At 70.8% G+C, this 20,745-nt stretch carries 20 protein-coding genes; 17 read left to right on the forward strand and 3 right to left on the reverse strand.

All coding sequences use genetic code 11. The annotated features are described in order from the left end of the window. Positions 1 to 184: 184 nt before the first annotated feature. Positions 185 to 550, forward strand: a complete 366-nt coding sequence (locus AC3CF1_RS30770) for a PadR family transcriptional regulator (protein ID WP_210793055.1) — start codon at positions 185 to 187, stop codon at positions 548 to 550. Further along, entirely contained in the window at positions 547 to 1,923 is a 1,377-nt protein-coding gene (locus AC3CF1_RS30775; protein ID WP_488451839.1) for a permease prefix domain 1-containing protein, read from the forward strand. The genes AC3CF1_RS30770 and AC3CF1_RS30775 overlap by 4 nt, the downstream gene beginning before the upstream one ends. 61 nt (positions 1,924 to 1,984) lie before the next feature. On the opposite strand, the gene AC3CF1_RS30780 is transcribed toward AC3CF1_RS30775, so the two are convergent. Then, positions 1,985 to 2,842: an SPFH domain-containing protein gene (locus tag AC3CF1_RS30780; protein WP_328376029.1), complete on the reverse strand. Its 858-nt coding sequence runs from the start codon at positions 2,840 to 2,842 to the stop codon at positions 1,985 to 1,987. A 224-nt stretch (positions 2,843 to 3,066) separates the two neighbouring features. On the opposite strand from AC3CF1_RS30780, the gene AC3CF1_RS30785 reads away from it, so the two are divergent. The 8 genes from AC3CF1_RS30785 (at position 3,067) to AC3CF1_RS30820 (ending at position 10,774) form a co-directional block, all read left to right on the forward strand. Then, positions 3,067 to 3,828: an ABC transporter ATP-binding protein gene (locus AC3CF1_RS30785; RefSeq protein ID WP_488451840.1), complete on the forward strand. Its 762-nt coding sequence runs from the start codon at positions 3,067 to 3,069 to the stop codon at positions 3,826 to 3,828. Then, positions 3,815 to 4,507, forward strand: a complete 693-nt coding sequence (locus AC3CF1_RS30790; RefSeq protein ID WP_141908811.1) for an ABC transporter ATP-binding protein — start codon at positions 3,815 to 3,817, stop codon at positions 4,505 to 4,507. The genes AC3CF1_RS30785 and AC3CF1_RS30790 overlap by 14 nt, the downstream gene beginning before the upstream one ends. Before the next feature lie 51 nt (positions 4,508 to 4,558). Next, positions 4,559 to 5,809, forward strand: coding sequence for an ABC transporter substrate-binding protein (locus tag AC3CF1_RS30795; RefSeq protein ID WP_488451842.1), 1,251 nt, complete (start codon positions 4,559 to 4,561; stop codon positions 5,807 to 5,809). 55 nt (positions 5,810 to 5,864) lie between these two features. Continuing rightward, positions 5,865 to 6,746 carry a branched-chain amino acid ABC transporter permease gene (locus AC3CF1_RS30800; protein ID WP_238648007.1) on the forward strand — a complete coding sequence of 294 codons (882 nt, stop codon included), beginning with the start codon at positions 5,865 to 5,867 and terminating at the stop codon, positions 6,744 to 6,746. Further along, positions 6,743 to 7,756, forward strand: coding sequence for a branched-chain amino acid ABC transporter permease (locus AC3CF1_RS30805; protein WP_488451843.1), 1,014 nt, complete (start codon positions 6,743 to 6,745; stop codon positions 7,754 to 7,756). Before AC3CF1_RS30800 ends, AC3CF1_RS30805 begins: the two co-directional genes overlap by 4 nt. Before the next feature lie 77 nt (positions 7,757 to 7,833). Then, positions 7,834 to 8,505, forward strand: coding sequence for a transcriptional regulator (locus AC3CF1_RS30810; RefSeq protein ID WP_488451844.1), 672 nt, complete (start codon positions 7,834 to 7,836; stop codon positions 8,503 to 8,505). Between the two features lie 80 nt (positions 8,506 to 8,585). Continuing rightward, entirely contained in the window at positions 8,586 to 10,154 is a 1,569-nt protein-coding gene (locus AC3CF1_RS30815) for an MFS transporter (protein WP_327643568.1), read from the forward strand. Positions 10,155 to 10,165: 11 nt separating this feature from the next. After that, a complete protein-coding gene (locus AC3CF1_RS30820; RefSeq protein ID WP_358004265.1) occupies positions 10,166 to 10,774 on the forward strand; it encodes a TetR/AcrR family transcriptional regulator in 609 nt (202 codons plus the stop codon). 34 nt (positions 10,775 to 10,808) lie between these two features. Here AC3CF1_RS30820 and AC3CF1_RS30825 read toward each other — a convergent pair whose 3' ends face one another. Together AC3CF1_RS30825 and AC3CF1_RS30830 are read right to left on the reverse strand one after the other, a co-directional pair. Further along, on the reverse strand, positions 10,809 to 12,728 hold the full coding sequence (locus tag AC3CF1_RS30825; protein WP_088947408.1) for a helix-turn-helix domain-containing protein: 1,920 nt from the start codon (positions 12,726 to 12,728) through the stop codon (positions 10,809 to 10,811). A 14-nt stretch (positions 12,729 to 12,742) separates the two neighbouring features. Continuing rightward, complete coding sequence (locus AC3CF1_RS30830) at positions 12,743 to 13,525, reverse strand: 3-hydroxybutyrate dehydrogenase (RefSeq protein ID WP_088947409.1); 783 nt, start codon at positions 13,523 to 13,525, stop codon at positions 12,743 to 12,745. 369 nt (positions 13,526 to 13,894) lie between these two features. Here AC3CF1_RS30830 and ruvC point away from each other — a divergent pair, with 369 nt between their 5' ends. The 7 genes from ruvC (at position 13,895) to AC3CF1_RS30865 (ending at position 20,603) form a co-directional block, all read left to right on the forward strand. Then, positions 13,895 to 14,422, forward strand: coding sequence for a crossover junction endodeoxyribonuclease RuvC (gene ruvC / locus AC3CF1_RS30835; RefSeq protein ID WP_088947410.1), 528 nt, complete (start codon positions 13,895 to 13,897; stop codon positions 14,420 to 14,422). Then, positions 14,419 to 15,021 (forward strand): Holliday junction branch migration protein RuvA, encoded by a 603-nt coding sequence (gene ruvA / locus AC3CF1_RS30840; protein ID WP_099852214.1) that lies wholly within the window; start codon positions 14,419 to 14,421, stop codon positions 15,019 to 15,021. The genes ruvC and ruvA overlap by 4 nt, the downstream gene beginning before the upstream one ends. Then, positions 15,018 to 16,085, forward strand: a complete 1,068-nt coding sequence (gene ruvB / locus AC3CF1_RS30845) for a Holliday junction branch migration DNA helicase RuvB (RefSeq protein ID WP_141908817.1) — start codon at positions 15,018 to 15,020, stop codon at positions 16,083 to 16,085. Before ruvA ends, ruvB begins: the two co-directional genes overlap by 4 nt. Before the next feature lie 121 nt (positions 16,086 to 16,206). Continuing rightward, positions 16,207 to 16,563 carry a preprotein translocase subunit YajC gene (yajC, locus tag AC3CF1_RS30850; RefSeq protein ID WP_231927316.1) on the forward strand — a complete coding sequence of 119 codons (357 nt, stop codon included), beginning with the start codon at positions 16,207 to 16,209 and terminating at the stop codon, positions 16,561 to 16,563. A gap of 279 nt (positions 16,564 to 16,842) precedes the next feature. After that, complete coding sequence (secD, locus tag AC3CF1_RS30855) at positions 16,843 to 18,753, forward strand: protein translocase subunit SecD (protein ID WP_488451845.1); 1,911 nt, start codon at positions 16,843 to 16,845, stop codon at positions 18,751 to 18,753. Between the two features lies 1 nt (position 18,754). Further along, positions 18,755 to 19,948, forward strand: coding sequence for a protein translocase subunit SecF (gene secF, locus AC3CF1_RS30860; RefSeq protein ID WP_488451846.1), 1,194 nt, complete (start codon positions 18,755 to 18,757; stop codon positions 19,946 to 19,948). 88 nt (positions 19,949 to 20,036) lie between these two features. After that, a complete protein-coding gene (locus AC3CF1_RS30865; protein ID WP_088951624.1) occupies positions 20,037 to 20,603 on the forward strand; it encodes an adenine phosphoribosyltransferase in 567 nt (188 codons plus the stop codon). Positions 20,604 to 20,745: the final 142 nt, after the last annotated feature.

Below are 20,745 nucleotides of genomic sequence, written 5' to 3' on the forward strand. Positions count from 1 at the left end.
CGGCGTGACCCAGCCCAACTCATCCGCCACACCTGGCGATCTTGGACAGCTGCCGTAGCGGCAGGACCGTTCCGGGCGGCCTCGTCGCCGACACCAGGTGATTGGCCCGTTGCACCCTCCGATGCCTAGCACTACTATGCATAATGGTTCTAGGCTTGGGTTTGGGGGAGCGTGGTGAGGTCTGGTGAAGGTCGCTAAGGATCTGGTGGCCGCCTCGGCGACGCCGATGGTGCTCGGCATTCTGGCCGAGGGTGAGAGCTACGGCTACGCCATCCTCCGGCGGATCAACGAGCTGTCCGGCGGCGAGCTGGACTGGACCGAGGGGCTGCTGTACCCGTTGCTGCACCGGCTTGAGCGCCTCGCCTATGTGGAGGCGAGCTGGCAGTCGGCCGTCGGCGAGCGGAAACGCAAGTACTACCGCATCACCGACAAGGGTCTGGCCGAGCTGGCCGAGCAGCGCCGGCAGTGGGACACCGTCGTGGGCGCGCTCAAGGAGATCTGGCATGACCGTGCACCGCTCACGGTGAACCCGCTGGAGGGCCTCGCATGACGGCACACGACGGGCCGGAGCAGGTGGAAGCGCAGTTCGCGCAGTGGCGCCAGTACGTGCTGCGCCGCAGGGAGTTGCAACCGTCGGACGCCGACGAGCTCGAAGACCACCTTCGCGGCTCCGTCGACGAGTTGGTCGCGGCGGGCCTGAGCCCGGATGAGGCGTTCCTGGTCGCGGTGAAGCGGATGGGCAGCCTCGACGACATCTCCCGCGAGTTCGCCCGGGAGCATTCGGAGCGCCTGTGGAAGCAGTTGGTGCTGACCGGCGACTCCGGCAGCCCGGTGGCCGGCGCGCGCTCCCGGCGGGACCTGTGGGTCATGTTCGGCTGCGCGGCGGGTGCGGTGGTGTCCGTCAAGGCGCCAGCGCTGTTCGGGCTGAGCTTCGACGACGACGGCTCGTTCTACGCGCGGAACGCCACCCTGTTCGCGCTGCCCTGGCTGGCGGCGTTCCTGGCCTGGCGCCGGCAGGCACGACCGGTGATGATCGCGGTGCTGGTGGCGCTGTTCGCCCTCGGCGCGGTGGCGGCAAACGCCTATCCCCTGGCGGACGACTCGCAGTCCGTGGTCGTCAGCAGCGTCCATCTCCCCATCGCCCTGTGGCTCGTGGTCGGTCTGGCCTACGTCGCCGACGACTGGCGCTCGTCTCGTCGACGCATGGACTTCATCCGCTCCACCGGCGAGTGGTTCATCTACTTCGTCCTGATGGCCCTCGGCGGCGGCGTGCTCGCCGCATTCCTGTTCAACACCTTCGCGGCCATCGGAATCGTCCCTGAGGCGTTCATCTCGCAGTGGCTGCTGCCCTGCGGCGCCGCGGCCGCGGTCGTCGTGGCCGGGTGGTTGGTCGAGGCCAAGCAGAGTGTCGTCGAGAACATCGCGCCGGTCCTCACCCGGCTGTTCACCCCGCTCTTCACGGCCGCCCTGCTCGCCTTCCTCGTCGCTGTCGTGTGGACCAGCCACGGCATCGAGGTCGAGCGCGAAGCTCTGATCCTGTTCGACCTGCTGCTCGTCGTGGTGCTGGGGCTGCTGCTCTACTCGCTCTCGGCCCGCGATCCGCTGGCCCCGCCCGGCCCGTTCGACAAGCTCCAGCTCGCGCTCGTGGTCAGTGCGTTGGCCATCGACGTGCTGGTGCTGTTGGAGATCACCGGACGCATCACCGACGAGTATGGCGGAACGCCCAACCGGGCGGCCGCGCTCGGCGAGAACGTCATCCTGCTGGTCAACCTCGCGTGGTCGGCGTGGCTCCTGCTGGCCTTCATCCGGCGGCGCACACCGTTCGCCGCGCTCGAACGGTGGCAGACCGGCTATCTGCCGGTGTACGCCGCGTGGGCGTGGATCGTGGTCCTCGTCTTTCCACCGTTGTTCAGCTACGCCTAGTCGGCGCCACCGACGCGACGCGGAAGCCGGCCCACCCGCCACGGGTGGGCCGGCCTCTCCGTCACTTGCCGGTGACGATGCCCGGGTTGATGCAGAGCCCCGGGTTGGCGCCGTTCTTCTCGGCGATCTCCAGGCAGCGGGTCACCTTGTCGACCTTCGCGTTGGTCTCGGTGATCTGCTTGGAGATCTCGGCGTTCTTGCGGTCCTGCTCCAGGTTGCGGGTCTGGGCCAGCTTGTCCTGGAACGCCTTGATGTTGCCCTCGGTCTTGTCGTCGTGGTTCACCCGGGTGATGGTCACCGAGAGGATGTCCACGTCGGTGGCGAGCCGGGTTTCCGCGCTGGTCTTGATGTTCGCGGCGAACGGCTTGAGGTCGACGTTGAGGTCACCGGTCTGGGCGTCGATCTTCTCCAGCGGGTTGTACGCGGCGAACGCGTCGTTGACAGCGCTGTCGAGCTGCACACCCACCCGCTGGCCCCGGAAGCTGACGAAGTCGCCCTTGTAGTCCATGAACTGCTTCGGCGCGTTCTCCGGCTTGACCTGCCACTCGATGAGCACCTCGACACAGGCGTCGGCGAGCGTGCCGGTGCGCACCCGTACGCAGTTGTTGCCGCCGATGTGGTCGTACTTCTGCCGCCCGGCGTCCCACTCGCCGACCTTCTGCCACGGCGCCACCCACTTGAGGCCGGAACCGGTCACCTCGCCGGTGGGCTTGCCGAAGCTGGTGACGATGCCCACCGAGCGGATGGGCACCGAGTGGGCGCTGGAGGCGATGCCGACCACCAGGGTGAGGGCGAGAAAGCCGAGCGCCGCGAGGGCGGCCATCCGCTTCAGCGACCGTGCCGGGGCGACGAGGGCGACGACGGCGCTGACCGCCAGGGCGACGGCGAAGACGATCGCCATGGTGAAGCCGACGGGCATGGGGTGGGGACCTTCCGGTGGGCTGTGTGGATCATCAACCTAGGGGGTCCTGTCAAATCGACGGCACGGGGAGGTGGAGTTCGCGCACGTCAATTGCGGGGCGAATATGGATCCCATCGACATGGCTCGACTCGCTCGGCCCGCCGTAGGTTTCGTCCACGCGACGGGCCTGTGACCACGGTCACCGAACCGACCGTCGCGGCGACGGTGCGGAGGATGAGGCGATGGCCGGGCAAGCGCTCCTGTCGGCCCGTGGGCTGACCCGCGACTTCCGGGGCTTCCGGGCGGTCGACGACGTCGACCTCGACGTCGCGCCGGAGAGTGTGCACGCGCTGGTCGGCCCGAACGGCGCGGGCAAGACCACCCTGTTCAACCTGCTCACCGGCTTTCTGCGCCCCAGCGCCGGGCGGATCGAGCTGGACGGCCGGGACGTCACCGGCCTTCCCCCGGAGCGGGTGGCCCGGCTCGGTGTCGCCCGCTCGTTCCAGATCACCAGCCTCTTTCCGCAGCTCTCCGCCCGGGAGCACGTCGCGCTGGCCCTCCAGTCGCCCAGCGGGCTGGGCTGGCGGTTCTGGCGGTCGGCGAAGCTGATGGGTCGCTACACCGCGCGGGCCGACGAGTTGCTGGCCATGGTGGGGCTGGTCGACCTGGCGCAGGCACCGTCCGAGTCGTTGGCGTACGGGCGCAAGCGGGCCCTGGAACTGGCCATCGCCCTGGCGTTGGACCCGAAGGTGCTGCTGCTCGACGAGCCGACCGCCGGGATGGGCATGGAGGACGTGGACCGCACCGTCGAGCTGATCAGCACTGTCCGCCAGGGCCGGACCGTGGTGATGGTCGAGCACAACATGAGCGTGGTCGGCCGACTCGCCGACACCGTCACCGTCCTGCAGGCCGGCAAGGTCCTCGTCGAGGGCCCGTACGAGCAGGTTCGGGCCGACGAGCGTGCGATCACCGCCTACCTGGGAGCCGCTGATGCTGCGCATTGAGAACCTCTCCGCCTTCTACGGCGAGGCGCAGGTGCTCCGCGACGTCAGCCTCGACGTCGCCGCCGGCGAGGTGGTCACCCTGGTCGGGCGCAACGGCGCCGGCAAGTCCACCCTGCTGCGCTGCGTCATGGGGCTGCACCCCGGTCAGCGCGGCACTGTCGAGCTGGACGGCCGCGACATCTCCCGGCTGCCGGCGCACAAACGGGCCCGCCTGGGGCTGGGCTGGGTGCCGGACGACCGGGGCAGCTACGCCACCCTGACCGTCACCGAGAACCTAACCCTGCCGCCCACTGTGGGCCCCGACCCGTGGCCGCTGGAGCGGGTGTACGAGGCGTTTCCCGCCCTCCACACCCGGCGGGACTCCGCGGCCACCATGCTCTCCGGCGGCGAGCAGCAGATGCTCGCGCTGGCCCGGGTGCTGCGGATGGGCGCCCGGCTGCTGCTCTGCGACGAGCCCACCGAAGGGCTGTCGCCCCTGCTGGTGCAGCAGGTCGGTGAGCTGCTGCGCGAGGCCAAGCGGCACGGGGTGACCGTGCTGCTGGTCGAACAGAACCTGCACTTCGCCACGGGTGTCGCCGACCGGCACTACCTGCTGGCCGAGGGGCGTGTCGCCGAGGCGATGGACAACTCCGAGGTGCGCTCGCGCGAACGCGAACTGCTCGCGTACCTCGGCATCTGAATTCTCTCAACGACGACCCGCGCGACGACGCGCCGGATGGATGGAGTGGGCATGCGCAGGACGGTGGGTGTGGCCGTGGCGTCAGCCGCGGTGGTGCTGGTCGCCGGTTGCGGCGGCGGTGGCCCCCAGTCGGGTGGCGACCAGAAACTGACCGGCGACAAGATCGTGCTGGGCGTGCTCAACGACCAGTCCGGGGCGTACTCGGAGCTGTCCGGGAAGAACTCGGTGGCGGCGGTCGAGCTGGCCGTCGCCGACTTCACCGCGAAGTACGGCGACAAGGCGGTGACCAAAAACATCACAGTGGAGACCGCCGACCACCAGAACAAGCCGGACGTGGCCAACTCCAAGGCCCAGGAGATGTACGACCGCAAGGGCGTCGACCTGATCCTGGACGTGCCCACCTCGTCCGCGGCGCTGAAGGTCGCCGATGTGGCGAAGGAGAAGAAGAAGCTCTACTTCAACATCGGCGCGGCGACCACCGACCTGACCGGCAAGAGCTGCAACAAGTACACGTTCCACTACGCGTACGACACGTACATGCTGGCCAACGGCACCGGGAAGACCACCACCGAGCAGATCGGCAAGAACTGGTACATCCTGTACCCGAACTATGCCTTCGGTCAGGACATGGAGAAGAGCTTCTCCACCGCGATCACGGCGGCCGGCGGCACGGTGGTCGGCAAGGACGGGGCGCCGTTCCCGAACACCAGCGGTGACTTCTCCACCTTCCTGCTCAAGGCGCCCAACCTGAACCCGAAGCCGAACGTGCTGGGCACCATGCAGGCCGGTGCCGAGCTGGTCAACGTGGTGAAGCAGTACAACGAGTTCAAGCTGCGCGACAAGGGCGTCGGCCTCGCGGTGGGGCTGATGTTCCTCACCGACATCCACTCGCTCACCCCGGCCGCGCTGGCCGGCACCACGTACACCGACGCCTGGTACTGGAACTTCGACGCGAAGAACCGGGAGTTCGCCGACCGCTTCCAGCAGAAGGTCGGCACCCGGCCGACGTTCGCGCACGCGGCCAACTACTCGGCGGCGTTGCAGTATCTGGAGGCGGTGCAGGCCGCCGGCACCGACGACGCGGACGCCGTGGTCAAGGGGCTGGAGGGCAAGACGGTTGAGGACGTCTTCCTGCGCAACGGCAAGATCCGCGCCGAGGACCACCGGGTGGTGCACGACGCGTACCTGGCCCAGGTGAAGCCTCAGGCCGAGGTGACCGAGCCGTGGGACTACGTGAAGGTGCTCAAGACGATCCCCGCCGCGGAGGCGTTCCGCGCGCCCTCCGCGGACTGCAAGCTGTGAGTGCGAGGAGTGAGCCGGTTTTGCGAGCCCCGCAGTCGCGAACGGGCGTGACGCTGTGAGCGGCTTCGCGCAGAACACGTTCAACGGGTTGGTGAGCGGGGCCTTCTACGCCCTGCTCGCCCTCGGGCTCGCCGTCATCTTCGGCATGCTGCGGGTGGTCAATTTCGCGCACGGCGCGTTCTACATGCTCGGCGCGTTCGGGGCGTACGTGCTGCTCACCGAAGCGGGAGTGCCCTTCTGGGCGGCCCTGGTGATCATGCCGGTGGGGCTGGGACTGCTCGGCATGGCGCTGGAACGCGCCGTGATCCACCGGCTGACCAGGCTCGACCCGCTCTACAACTTCCTGCTCACCTTCGGCCTGACGCTGATCCTCCAGGATCTGGTGAAGCTGCGCTACGGCGTGCAGTCCAGCCCGTACGAGACGCCGTCGCTGTTGAGCGGGTCGGTCAACTTCGGGCTCTTCGACTTCCCGACGTACCGGGTGTTCATCCTCGGCTTCGCGGTGCTGCTCTGCGTCGCGGTGTGGTGGGTGCTCACCCGTACCCGGATCGGGATGGTGGTTCGGGCGTCCACCGAGCGGCCCGACCTGACCCGCGCCTTCGGCATCGACGTCGGGCGGTGGGTGACACCGGTCTTCGGCTTCGGGATCGGGCTGGCCGGTCTCGCCGGCGTGCTGGCCGCACCGATGCGCGCGGTGAATCCGCTGATGGGGGCCGACCTGATCATCGTGGTGTTCGCGGTGGTCGTGATCGGCGGGCTGGGCTCGATCTTCGGTTCGGTCGCCGCAGGCTTCGGCATCGGCCTCGTGCAGGCGTGGGGTGAGGCGTACCTGTCGGCCTTCCCGATCGTCTCGCAGACCATCGTCTTCGTCGTGATGGCCGGCGTGCTGCTCTGGCGCCCGGCCGGCCTGTTCGGTCGTGAGGAGGCTCCCGCATGACCAGCACCGTGGACACTGCCGCCGATGAGTCCCGCTCGACGCCGCCGTCCGGGTTGGTCGCCGTGGCCCGGGCTCCCGGCGGGGTGCGGTACGCGCTGCTCGCCGTCGGACTGGCCGTCGCGGTGTGGCTGCCCAACGGCCTCTACCCGGCGGTCGCGGTGGACATCCTCTGCTGGGCGCTGTTCGCCGTCGCGGTGGACCTGCTGCTCGGCTTCACCGGGCTGATGTCCTTCGGTCACGCCGCGTTCTGGGGCACCTCGGCGTACGTCACCGGCCTGGTGGCCATCCACGCGGGCCTGCCGTTCCCGCTCGCGGTGCTGGCCGGCGCGCTCGCCGCGGCCGTTCTGGCGGTGCCGATCGGATACCTCGCGGTCAAGCGGACCGGCATCTACTTCGCGATGGTGACCCTGGCGTTCGCGCAGATGGTCTACTACGTGGCCAACGAGTGGCGCTCGGTCACGCAGGGTGAGAACGGTCTCCAGGGGGTGCCCCGTTCGTTCTTCGGCCTGGATCTGACCGACGACTACTTCTTCTACTACGCGATCCTGCCGATCGTGCTGCTCGGGCTGGCCGCAGCCTGGCGGATCGTGCACTCGCCGTTCGGTCGGGTGCTGGTCGGCATCCGGGACAACCCGGCCCGGGCGCGGGCACTGGGCTACCCGGTGCACCGCTACAAGCTCACCGCGTTCGTGCTCTCCGGGTTCATCGCCGGCCTCGGCGGCGGGCTGTTCGCTGTCGGCCACCGGTTCGTCTCGCTGGACGTGCTGCACTGGACCACCTCCGGCAAGGCGGTCATCGTTGTGGTGCTCGGTGGCATCGGCACCCTCTGGGGTGGGGTGCTCGGCGCCGGCATCGTGGTGCGGCTGGAGGACTGGCTGTCGTTCTCCGGGTTCGAGGCGATCGGCCTGGTGACCGGCGGCATCTTCGTCCTCGTGGTCGTGCTGTTCCGCCGTGGCATCTGGGGCAGCGTCGCAGCGCTGGCCCATCGGCTGGCGGCCCGTCGCCGGTAAATCTCACGACGGCGCATCCGCCGCGCGCCGTTTCAACGAACCCCCGGGTAGGGAACGTCTACCCGGGGGTGCGTCTGGTGCTGATCGAGCCGATGCCGGCCGAGGCCGTGGAGATCGCGCACAAGCAGGTGTCGCTGGCTGCCGAGGACCTGGACGGCAACGCCGTCGCGACGCTGGTGCTGGAGTTGGCCGAGGCCTGGGGCGTGCCGGCGCTCTGGGAGCAGGTCTGTCGTCCCTTGCTGGCCGGGCTGTCGGGGCGTACCGCCGCCGAGGTGGTCGTCGAGCACGCCCTCAGCGAGGGCGTCCGGGTCGGGCTGGACGTCTACCGCCGGGAGCCGGGCCGGTCGCTGCCGACCGGTGGCGTGCTGCTGGCCGGTGCCGAGAAGGAGGCGCACAGTCTCGGCCTCCAGGCACTGGCCGCCGCGCTGCGCGAGCAGGGCCGCGGGTGTCTGAATCTCGGCCCGGCGCTGCCCTGGTCGGCGCTGACCAGCGCGGTGTACCGGGCACGGCCGCAGACCGTCGTGCTCTGGTCGCAGACGCCGGTCACCGGCCGCGCGTACCGTCTGGTCCGCTTCGCCCGGGAATTCGCACGCCTGCGGGTGTACGGCGCGGGGCCGGGTTGGATCGAACCGCTCATCGCGCCGGTGGCGCATCTCGACTCGCTGCCGAGGGCCGTCACCGCCTGCCTCGCTGGCGTCCCCGGACGTGACGCCCACCACATACGATACGGATCGGTGCCGTATCGTTAATGCGCGTCGTAGGCTGACCCGCGTTACGAGTCGGACCCGTATCGTATTGCGTCGCGGGGAAAGCATGGGGGAAATCAGGCATGGAGCTGCACAACAACACGGGCCACCCGAGGAGGTGGGCGATCCTCGGGGTGCTGGTGATCAGCCTCCTCGTGGTCGTCCTCGACAACACGATCCTCAACGTCGCCCTGCGCACGCTGGCCGACCCGGTGCACGGCCTCGGCGCAACCCAGGGCGAGCTGGAGTGGTCCATCAACTCCTACACGCTGGTCTTCGCCGGGCTGCTGTTCACCTTCGGGGTGCTCGGCGACCGCGCCGGCCGTAAGCGCTTCCTGATGATCGGTCTGGTGCTGTTCGGCCTGGCGTCGCTGCTCTCCGCGTACGCCCAGAGCCCCGGCCAGCTCATCGCGGCCCGCGCCCTGATGGGGGTCGGCGGCGCGGCCATCATGCCGGTGACGCTGTCGATCATCTCCAACGTCTTCGACCCGCGTGAGCGTGGTCGGGCCATCGGTGTCTGGGCCGGAGCGGTCGGTCTCGCCGTGGCCATCGGCCCGATCCTCGGCGGCGCGCTGCTGGAGCACTTCTGGTGGGGTTCGGTCTTCCTGATCAACGTGCCGGTGGTCGTCGCCGGCGTGATCCTGGTGGCGCTGCTGGTCCCCGAGTCGCGTGACCCGCGGCCGGGCCGGGTCGACGTGCTCGGTGTGCTGCTCTCCGTGGTGGGCCTGGTCGCCCTCTCCTACGGCATCATCGACGGCGGCGAGCACGGCTTCGGCCGCCCGGTGGTCTGGGGCTCGATCCTGGTCGGCATCGCGGTGCTGGCCTGGTTCGTGCAGCACGAGCGGCGCAGCGACCACCCGTCGCTGGACGTCCGGCTGTTCAAGGTGCCCCGCTTCGCCGCGCCGGTCGCCATCGTCGGCCTGGTGTTCTTCGCCGCGATGGGCTCGCTGTTCTTCGGCTCGTTCTACCTGCAACTGGTGCGGGGCTACAGTCCGCTGCAGACCGGTCTGCTCTTCCTGCCCTTCGCCGCCGCCCAGCTGGTCTTCGCACCGCGCAGCGCCGCGATGGTCCGCCGCTACGGCGGCCGGGCCGTCGCCACCGTCGGGTTGGCGCTGACAGTGGTGTCACTCGCCGCGTTCGTGTTCATCGGCGCCTCCACCCCGATCTGGGTCGTGCTGCTCGCCTTCCTCATCCAGGGCGCCGGGATGGCCAACATCATGCCGCCCGCCACCGAGTCGATCATGTCGGCGCTGCCCCGGGAGAAGGCCGGTGTGGGCTCCGCGGTCAGCAACACCGTCCGCCAGGTCGCCGGTGCGCTCGGTGTGGCGATCCTCGGCTCGGTGCTCTCCGCCGTCTATCGCAGCGACATCGGTGACGCGCTGACCGGCCTGCCCACGCAGGCCCGCGACACGGCCAACGAGTCGATCTCCGGGGCGTACGCTGCGGCGGGCCAGCTCGGCCCGGACGCGCCGGCGCTGATCTCGGCGGCCAACGACGCCTTCGTCACCGCCATGCACTGGGCGGCCGGGCTCTCCGCGGTGATCGCCGCACTGGGGGTCATCGTGGTGCTGCGCTGGATGCCGGGTCGGGAGGACACCAGCGTCGCCCCTGTGGCGCCGGTCGCCGAGCCCGAGTTGGCCGGCACGGCGTAGGTGCGGGAAGAATGCCGGACATGATGTCCACTGCCGATGCTCCGCGGTCGCCCGGGCGACCGCGGAGCATCCGCGCCGACGAGGCGATCATCGAAGCGACCCTCGACCTGCTCGCCGAGGGCAGCACCATCGAGGCGCTGTCGATCGAGGCGATCGCCGCCCGGGCCGGGGTCGGCAAGGCCACCATCTACCGCCGCTGGGCCGGCAAGGACGCCCTCCTGCTGGACGCGCTGCGGCGACTCAAGGGCGTCATGGCGCAGCCGGCCGGGCACTCCGTCCGCGACGACCTGGTCCTGCTGGTCGGCGCGATCGGCAAGAACGTCGACCCGCGCGCGGCGAAGATCATGCCCTGTCTGGTGCCCGCGGTGAACCGCAGCACGGACCAGTTCCAGCTCTACCAGAACATCATCGGGCCCCGGCGGCAGCTCATGCGCGAGGTGCTGCGGCGCGGCATCGCCGAAGGGGTGCTCCGGGCCGACATCGACGTCGAGGTGACGATGGCGCTGCTCACCGGGCCGATGCTGATCCAACGGGTGCTCCAGTGGAATCCGGACCTGGACGAGCAGACCCTGCCCGAGCGCGTCGTCGACGCCGTGCTGGAGGGCATTCAGGTCCGCTGAGCCGGCCGCGAGCCCGCCCGCTGGCCGGTCCTGGTCAGCCGGCCGGTGCGCGCAGTCGGTGCAGGCGCAGCGCGAGCTGCACCTCCAACGCCCGCTCGGGCCGCTGCCAGTCGGCGCCGAGCAGTTGCCCGACCCGCTCCAACCGCTGGGTGACCGTGTTGACGTGCACGTGCAACTGCTCGGCGGCCCGGGCCAGGCTGCCACCCACCCCGAAGTACGCCTCCAGCGTCTTCACCAGAGCCGTGCCCCGCCGGGCGTCGTAGTCGACCACCGGCCCGACGGTCGTGGCGAGGAACTGGGTCACGTCCTTCTCACCCCGATCGCCGACAGTGCCCAGCAGCAACCCGACGAAGCCCAGCTCCGCGGTGCTCGCACCCTGCCCGTCGCGACCCAGAGCGCCCAACGCCGTAAGGCACCGATCCGCCTCGTGGAACGTGGCGGCCAGCGCCGCCGGCCCGTTCGACGGACCACTCGCCCCGGCGGTCACCGGCCGGCCGGTCACCCGGGACAGGTCCCGCGCGACCGCGCGAGCGCTGCCACCGGCGTCCAGCCCCGGCAGCATCAGCACCACCCGGCCGTCCCGCGCCGCGGCCAGCCCGCTGCGCGCCGAGGCGTACGTGGTGGCCCAGGAGAGCACCCGCTGCCTCGCCGAGCCGGTCGCCGCGATCGCGTCGTCGCCCACCGCCACCAGCACGTGCGGCGCGTCCAGGTCGACCCCGAGCCGGCGGGCCCGACTGCGCAACGCGTCGGTGTCCCGCAACGGGCGGGCGATCAGGTCGTCCAGCAGCTCGCCCCGGACCCGCCCCTCCGCCTCGGCGACCGTACGGCGGAACAACAGCAGCAGCGCGGTCACCAGCGCGGCCCGCTCCAGGATCCGCTGGTCGGCGTCGACCAACTCGTCGTCCGGACGCAGCACCAGGGCACCCAGGTTCTCCGCGCCGGCCACCACCGCCGCGTACCAGAGTGGGCTGCGGCGCACGCTGCGCCCCTCGGTGCGCGACGCAGCGACCGCCTCCACGATGTCCGCCCGGTCCGGCTCGTCGATCTCACCCACCCGGGCCAGCAGGCGGCCCTCGGCGTCCAGTGCCAGCAGCGCACCGCCCAGCACCTCGGTCACCGCCGCCGCCACGTCCTCCACACCGCCGCCGCGCAGCACCAGCGCCGTCATCCGGTCGTGCGCCGCCGCGGCCCGCTCCACCGAGCTGCTGTGGGCCCGGATGGTGGTGTTCGCCGCCGACAGCTCGCCCAGCGCCGAGCGCGTCTCGGTCAGCAGCCGGGCGGTGTCGATCGCCACCGCGGCGTGCGCGGCGAGCGAGACCAGCAGCGCCACCTCCTCCCGGACGAACGGCCGGGCCGAACGGTTGGCCGCGTAGAGCACGCCGATCGAGGTGGAGCCGAGCCGCAGCGGCACCCCGAGGATCGCCACCAGCCCCTCCTCCCCGACCCCGGCGTCGATCTCACCGGTGTGGTGGAAGCGCGCGTCCTCGCCGTAGTTCGCGGTGACGTAGGGGGCCCCGGACTGGGCCACCAGCCCACCGAGGCCGGCACCCATCGGCAGGCGCAGCCGCTGGAAACGGGCCGAAACCGACCCGTCGGTCACCCGCATGTAGGTGTCGCCGCGCTCGTCGTCGTTGAGCGTCATGTAGGCCACGTCCGCGCCGAGCAGGTTGCGGGCCCGGTGCACGATCGCCCGCAACACGTCGTCCAGGTCGCGTAGCCCGGCCAGGTCGCTGACCGTGTCGTACAGGCCGGACAGCTCGGTCTCGCGCCGGCGCCGGCGCTCCAGCAGCGCGCGGACCCGCAACGCCACCGACTTGGCCTGCTCCAGCTCGGCCAGCTTGTCGGGCGGCAGCCCGGCAGCACGCGCGGCCACCAACGGTCCCTCGAACTCGACAGCGGCGGCCTCCCGCGCGAGCAGTTCCAGGAACTCCACCGGCGAAGACATGGTCGACATTGTGCTCGGGCCCACTAGTTGGCCGTCCAGCCCCCGTCGAGGGCGATCGACGCGCCGGTGATGAAGGCCGCCGGCGGCGAGCAGAGGTACGCCAGCAGTTCGGCCACCTCCTCCGGTTCGATCAGTCGCTTGATCGCGGCCCGGGCCAGCATGATCTTCTCGATCACCTCGGTCTCGTCGATGCCGTGGCTCGCCGCCTGGTCGGCGATCTGGCTCTCCACCAAGGCCGTGCGGACGTACGCCGGGTTGATGCAGTTGGCGGTCACCCCGTGCGCGGCGCCCTCCAACGCGACCACCTTCGACAGCCCCTCCAGGGCGTGCTTGGCCGAGACGTAGGCCGCCTTGTACGGCGACGCGCGCAGCCCGTGCACCGAGGAGATGTTGACGATGCGACCCCAGCCCCGGGCGTACATGTGCGGCAGCGCCCGGCGGATCAGCAGGAACGGCGCCTCCACCATCACCCGCTGGATGTACTCGAAGCGCTCGACGGGAAAGTCCTGCACCGGAGCGACGTGCTGAAGCCCGGCGTTGTTGACCACGATGTCCACGTCCACGTCGAGGCGGTCCACCGCCGCGGCGTCGGACAGGTCCACGCCCTCGGCGCGACCGCCGGCCTCGGCGGCGACCGCCTTGGCCGCCTCCAGGTTGCGGTCCACCACGAGCACCTTGGCGCCGGCCGCGCCCAGCCGCAGGGCGCACGCCCGCCCGATGCCGCTGCCGCCCCCGGTGACCAGGGCGGTCCGACCGGCGAGGTCGACCTGTACGACGTGGGGGACCGCCACGGGTTCTGCCGTCATGGCGCAAGAAGTTACGAGCTGTGTGCTCCCCGGCACATGGGCCAGCGACACATACTCCGACACAAAGCTGTGTGGCCCCACCCGCCCCGGCCACCCACTCCCGCCCCACCGCCGCTCGCGACCACCCCGCTCCGGCCCCGTCCCGCCGCGCTGCGGGCACGGTGTTCGTCGTCAAGATCCGCGCAACATCAGGGATGTTGCTGTCTCTCGCCCGCCGGAGGCAGCAACATCCGGGAAGTTGCGTAGATCTTGGCGTGGGGCGTGGGGCGTGGGGCGTGGGGCGTGGGGCGTGTCCCGTGGGGCCGCTGGGAGGGCGGGCAGTAGGGTGTCGAACACACGTACTGGTCACGGTTTTCGGGGAGGGGTCGCGTGCGGGTGCTGGGTGTGGACCCGGGGTTGACCCGGTGTGGGGTGGGCGTGGTCGAGGGTGTGCCGGGCCGGCCCTGCACTCTCATCGCCTACTACGTGGTCTACACCGACCCGGCCGACGACCTGTCGCTGCGCCTGCTGCACCTGGATCAGTCGCTGACCAAGCTGGTCGCCGAGCACCAGCCGGAGAGCGTCGCCGTCGAGCGGGTGTTCAGCCAGCACAACGTGCGCACGGTGATGGGCACCGCGCAGGCCAGCGGCATCGCCGTGCTGGCGGGGGCGCGTGCCGGGCTGCCGGTGCAGACGTACACGCCGAGCGAGGTGAAGGCGGCCGTGACCGGGTCCGGTCAGGCCGACAAGGCGCAGATGACCGCCATGGTGACCCGGCTGTTGCGGCTGGCCGAGCCACCGAAGCCGGCCGACGCCGCCGACGCGCTGGCCCTGGCCATCTGCCACGTGTGGCGCGGCGGCACCCGTTCCAAGCTGGCTGCGGCGGCCGACCGGGTACGACGAGGAGGAGCACGATGATCGCCAGCGTGCGCGGCACGGTGACCGCGACGGGTCCGGACCAGGCCGTGATCGAGGTCGGCGGTGTCGGTCTCGCCGTGCACTGCGCCCCCGGCACGCTCGCCGAGCTGCGGGTCGGTCAGGTCGCCCGCCTCGCGACCAGCCTGATCGTGCGGGAAGACTCGCTGACCCTCTACGGCTTCGCCGACGACGACGCCAAGTCGCTGTTCGAGCTGCTCCAGACCGCCAGCGGGGTGGGTCCGCGACTGGCCCAGGCGGTGCTGGCCGTGCACACCCCGGACGCGGTGCGCAAGGCGATCGCCAACGCCGACACGGCGGCGCTGACCCGGGTGCCCGGGATCGGCAAGAAGGGCGCCGAGCGCCTGGTGCTGGAGCTGCGCGACCGGATCGGCCCGGTGTCGATCGGCGCCGACGGCGTGGGCGGGGTGACTGCTGGCGCCTGGCCCGACCAGGTCCGGCAGGCGCTCGTCGGGCTGGGCTGGTCCGCTGGTCAGGCCGATCAGGCGGTGGCCGCCGTGGCGGAGACAATCGACGGCCCGACGCCGCCGGTGCCGGTCCTGCTCAAGCAGGCCATCCGCCTGCTGGGCCGCACCCGATGAGCGAGATCGACGGGCTTGTCTCGGCGTACGTGAGCGACGCGGAACGGGACGCGGAGGCCACGGTACGGCCGAAGCGGCTGGCCGAGTTCATCGCCCAGGACCGGGTGCGCGATCAGCTCGACCTGTTGTTGCAGGGCGCGATGCGGCGGGGGTCACCGCCGGACCACATCCTGCTCTCCGGCCCACCGGGGCTGGGTAAGACGAGTCTGGCCAACATCGTCGCTGCGGAGCTGGGCGCGGGCATCCGGGTGACCAGCGGCCCGGCGATCGAGCGTTCCGGTGATCTGGCGGCCATCCTGACCAGCCTCGCCGAGGGCGATGTGCTCTTCATCGACGAGATCCACCGCATCGCGCGGCCGGCGGAGGAGCTGCTCTACAGCGCGATGGAGGACTTCCGGGTCGACGTGGTGGTCGGCAAGGGTCCGGGGGCGACGGCGATCCCGCTGGACGTCGAGCCGTTCACCCTGGTGGGGGCGACGACCCGTTCGGGCCTGTTGACCGGGCCGATGCGCGACCGGTTCGGTTTCGTCGCGCACCTCGACTTCTACGCCCCGGCGGATCTGGAGACGCTGCTGCACCGCTCGGCGCGGATTCTCGGTGTGCCGATCACTCCCGAGGGCGCGACCGAGATCGCCGGTCGGTCCCGGGGCACGCCCCGGATCGCCAACCGGCTGCTGCGCCGGGTCCGCGACTACGCGGAGGTGCGGGCCGACGGGGTGGTCGATCTCGACACCGCCCGGGCGGCCCTGATCGTGTACGACGTGGACGCGCTCGGCCTGGACCGGCTGGACCGGGCGGTGCTGACCGCGCTGGTCGACTCGTTCCGGGGCGGCCCGGTGGGTCTGTCCACCCTCGCTGTGGCGGTGGGGGAGCAACCGGACACGGTCGAGGAGGTCTGCGAGCCGTTCCTGGTGCGTGCCGGCCTGTTGGCCCGTACGCCTCGGGGCCGGGTGGCGACTGAGGGAGCTTGGCGGCATCTGGGACGTACCCCGCCGAATGGTACATTTGGTATGGATAGTCCGCCCGCGCCCGATCTGTTCTCCTTGGATACCGATCAGCCGTGATGTGAACGTGATCTGTGCCGCATTCGGCGTTCTCAGGTGCAGGGTTTAGACTTCGCCGCGGTCTGTACAGGACGTGAGAATCCGCCTCCGCTCCGGCACCCCGGTGCCGGGCAGGTGGCCAATGGGAAGGTCAGTAACCGTGCATTTGGCAGCAGCGGGTGGCGGGGCCGGCGGTTTCACGCCGATCCTGATGATCGCCCTGCTCTTCGGTGTCATGTACTTCATGATGATCCGGCCCCAGCAGAAGCGCCGCAAAGAGGCAGAGGCGATGCAGTCCAACCTCGGCCCCGGCGACGAGGTCGTGACCATCGGTGGGCTCTACGGCACGGTCACCGGCATCGAGGACGACACCGTCCTGATCGAGGTCGCTCCGGGCGTGCAGACCCGCTACGCCCGACCGGCCATCGCCCGGGTGGTCACCCGCGCGGAGCTGCCGAGCGAGCCGGTCACCGAGGACGCGGACGTCGTCAAGGAGTGACCCTCCCTCCCGGGGGTGGCGAGTCCGGCGTACGGCCGGTCGACCGGCTTCCGGGCCGCCGCGCCCGACGGGGCAGCGGACGAGACGTGAAAACTGGATAGTTGGGTCGACGCCGGGCGTCGGCACGTTCCCGTGACCGTCGGCGTCCCCATGCCGGCGTGACCGGTCCTCGTGTCGGCACCTCGTCGGCCCAGGGCCGACCCGTCGGCCGGGACCCCCGGCCCGACACCCGCCGCCGCTGCGCGCAGCGGCGCGACCGTACAGGGAGACAGGACAGCCGTGGCACCACCTCAGGGACAGATGCGCCCCGGGCGGCAGCTCGCCGTGCTCGGGTTCATCTTCGTCGTCCTCTACCTTTTGGTGTTCTTCTCGGGTGCCAGCGGCAGCCTGAAGGACCGGCTCGAGCCCCGGCTCGGTCTGGACCTCATCGGCGGGACCCGGGTGACGCTGGAGGCGACGAACAGCGTCGACGGCAAGCCTCCGACGGCGGAGAACCTCGAGGAGGCCCGCCAGATCATCGAGAGCCGCGTCAACGCGTTCGGCGTGGCCGAGGCCGAGGTGGTCACCGAGGGCAACCGCAACATCGTCATCTCCCTGCCCGGTGAGAACCGCAACCTCGACGACGTCGGCGAAGCGGCCGAGCTGCGCTTCCGCAAGGTCCTCAAGGCCGCCGACGGCAGCGGGACGGCCGCCGTGCCGCCGCCGGCCGCCACGCCGGCCCCGTCCGGCAGCGCCGTGCCGACCCCGTCCGGCAGCGCGGTCCCGACCCCGTCGGGCAGTGGCGCGCCGAAGGCGACCTCCTCGCCCAGCGGCGGTCAGGGCGGGATGGCCCCGGCGTCGCCGAGCGCCACGCCGACCCCGTCCGCGTCCGCCTCGCCGAGTGCCGCAGCCCCCACGGCGAGCGCCAGCACCGAGCCGGTGCCGGCCAGCATCGAGCAGCAGCGCAAGGCCGTCGAGCAGAAGGTGGGCGCGGCGTCCTGGCAGGCCGCCAACGGTCTGCAGGCCCCCGCCGACCTGGCGTCCGACCCCTCGCTGGCCGACAAGCTCAAGCCGTTCGGCACCCTGTCGCCGCAAGAGGTGGCAGTGCTGCCGGCGCAGATGCAGTTCAACGTGCCAACCATCGGTTGCGCGCAGCTCGACGCGCGCCCGCCGGCGTCGATCTCGGACGCGAAGCAGCAGGTCGTCTCCTGCGAGGACGGCGCCTCGAAGTACCTGCTCGACCAGGCCAAGGTGCTGGGCACCGACGTGTCCGACGCCGACGCGGTGCTCGACCAGACCAACGCCTGGGTGGTCAGCCTCGACTTCACCGGCAACGGCCAGGGCAAGTGGACGGCGCTGACCCGTGAGGCGTTCAACAACGAGGGTCAGGCCTGCGACGCGACCGCGCTGGGTCAGGACGGCAAGTGCAGGGTGGCCGTCGTGCTGGACAACGAGATCGTCTCCTCCCCGGAGATCCAGGCCGTGCTGACCGGCAACTCCCAGATCACCGGCAACTTCAACCAGAAGGACGCCAGCACGCTGGCCGGTCAGCTGCGCTACGGCGCGCTGCCGGTGACCTTCGAGCAGCAGGAGGCGCAGAACGTCACCGCCACGCTGGGTGCCAGCCACCTGCGCGCCGGTCTGCTCGCGGCCGGCATCGGCATGCTGCTGGTCATCATCTACGCGTTCTTCTACTACCGGCTGCTCGGCTCGGTGATCTTCCTGAGCCTGATCCTCTCCGCGCTGCTCGTCTTCGGCGCGCTGGTGGTGCTCGGCCGGCAGATCGGCTTCACGCTCACCCTTGCTGGCATCGCCGGCATGATCGTGTCGTTGGGTGTGGCGGCGGACTCGTTCGTCATCTACTTCGAACGGTTGAAGGACGAGATCCGGGAGGGGCGCAGCCCCCGTAGCGCGGTGCCCCGCGCCTGGATCCGCGCCCGTCGGACGATCATCTCGGCCAACGCGATCACCCTGCTCTCCGCGGTGGTGCTCTACGTGGTCTCGGTCGGCACGGTCAAGGGCTTCGCGTTCGCCCTCGGCCTGGCCACGGTCCTGGACCTCGTCGTGGTCTTCCTCTTCCGCCACCCGATCATGACCATGTTCGCCCGGACCCGGGCGTTCCTGTCCCCGCGGGTCAGCGGTCTGGGCCGGGCGCTTCCGGCCCGCAACCAGCCGACTCAGCCCCGCAACCCGCGCGCCAAGGAGGCCTGAGATGGCTCAAAACGGTCTGGCGAGCCGCCTCTACAACGGCGAAGCCGGTCTCAACGTCGTCGGCAAGCGCAAGGTCTGGTTCGGCGTCGCCGGGGTCCTGATCCTGATCGCGCTCCTCAGCTTCGGGCTGCGTGGCTTCAGCCTCGGCATCGAGTTCGCCGGCGGCAACTCGTTCCAGGTGCCGGCCAGCGTCGGCACCCTGGAGGACGCCGAGCGGGAGGTCAACTCGGCCCTCGCCACGGAGAACACCGGCGTCACGGTGGCCACCGCACAGAAGGTCGGCGGCACCGGCGGCGACACCTACGAGCTGCGTACGGCACAGCTCGACGCCGACCAGACCACTGCGGTCAAGGCCCAGATCGCCGAGGACCTCGGCATCGACCCGGCTCAGATCAGCAGCAACCAGGTCAGCGAGGCGTGGGGCAGCCAGGTGACCGAGCGGGCCGTGCTCGGTCTGGTCATCTTCATCGCACTGGTCATGGTCTACCTGATCCTGCGCTTCGAGTGGCGGATGGCGGTCGCCGCGGTCGCCTCGCTGATCACGAACCTGATCCTCACCGCCGGCATCTACTCGCTGGTCGGCTTCGAGGTCACCCCGTCGACGATCATCGGCTTCCTCACGATCCTGGGCTTCGCGCTCTACGACGTGGTGGTGGTCTTCGACAAGGTGCAGGAGAACACGCGGGGCATCACCGCCAACAACAACCAGACGTACGGCGAGGCGGCCAACCTGGCCGTCAACCAGAGCCTGATGCGGTCGCTGAACACCTCGGTGGTCGCCCTGCTGCCGGTCGGCGGTCTGCTCTTCATCGGTGCCGGCCTGCTCGGCGCCGGCACGCTGAAGGACCTGGGCCTGGTGCTGTTCGTCGGTATGGCGGTGGCGTTCCTGACCTCCATCCTGGTGGCCACCCCGCTGCTGGCGCTGCTGAAGAACTACGACCCGCGGATCCAGGCGCACAACAAGCGCGTCCTGACCCGGCGGGGCGCCCTGGCCCGCGGCGAGGTCACCCCGAAGGGGGCCGCGAGCCCGGCCCAGGCCGACGCGACCGACGAGCCGCTCGACCCGGACGCCGCCGCGCTGGCGGGTGCCGCCCCCAAGGTGGGCGCCCGGCCGGCGGGCAAGCGGCCGACCGGTGCCCGGGGCGGTCGCCCGGGTGGCGGCGGCAACCGGCCGGGTGGCGCCAAGCGGCGCTGACCCGAACGGAAACACCCGAACGGCGTCCGGCATGCTGTGTGAGCAGCACTGCCGGACGCCGTCGTCGTTGAAGGAGAGCGGAACAGCCGTGACGGAGACCCACAGCACCGAGGCGCGCGGGGACAGCGGCCCGGAGGCCGCCCGACTGGTCGCCAGCCGGGTGCTGGACGTGCCCGACTTCCCCAAGCCCGGCGTCCTGTTCAAGGACCTGATGCCGTTGTTCGCCGACGGGAAGGTCTTCCGTGAGGTGATCGACGGGATCGTCGCGTACCACGGGCGGGACGCCTTCGACGTGGTGGTCGGCATCGAGGCGCGCGGCTTCGTCGTCGCGGCGGCCGTCGCCTACGCGGCCGGGGTGGGCGTGGTGCCGGTGCGCAAGGCCGGCAAGCTGCCCCGCCCGGCGCACTCGGTGTCCTACGCCCTGGAGTACGGCGAGGCCACCCTGGAGGTGCACGAGGATGCCTTCACCGCCGGGCACCGGGTCCTGGTCGTCGACGACGTGCTGGCCACCGGCGGCACCGCCGAGGCGACACTGGACCTGGTCGAGCGGGCCGGCGGCACCGTCACCGGCTTCACGGTGCTGCTGGAGCTCGGGTTCCTCGGCGGGCGCGAGCGGTTGGCGCAGCGTCCGGTGCACGCCCTGCTGACCGTTTGAGCAGTTAGACACGCGGCTGACCGTTTGATCCCAGATCCGGCGGACACTGCCGGCGTCGACCGTCCGGCGGAGCGGCAGGTGGCCTCCGGTGCGGGTAGCATTGCCCTTTGCTGACGCCGGCCGCACACGTCCGGCGAGGCGA

It is taken from the genome of Micromonospora sp. MGP-C2 (assembly GCF_057766525.1).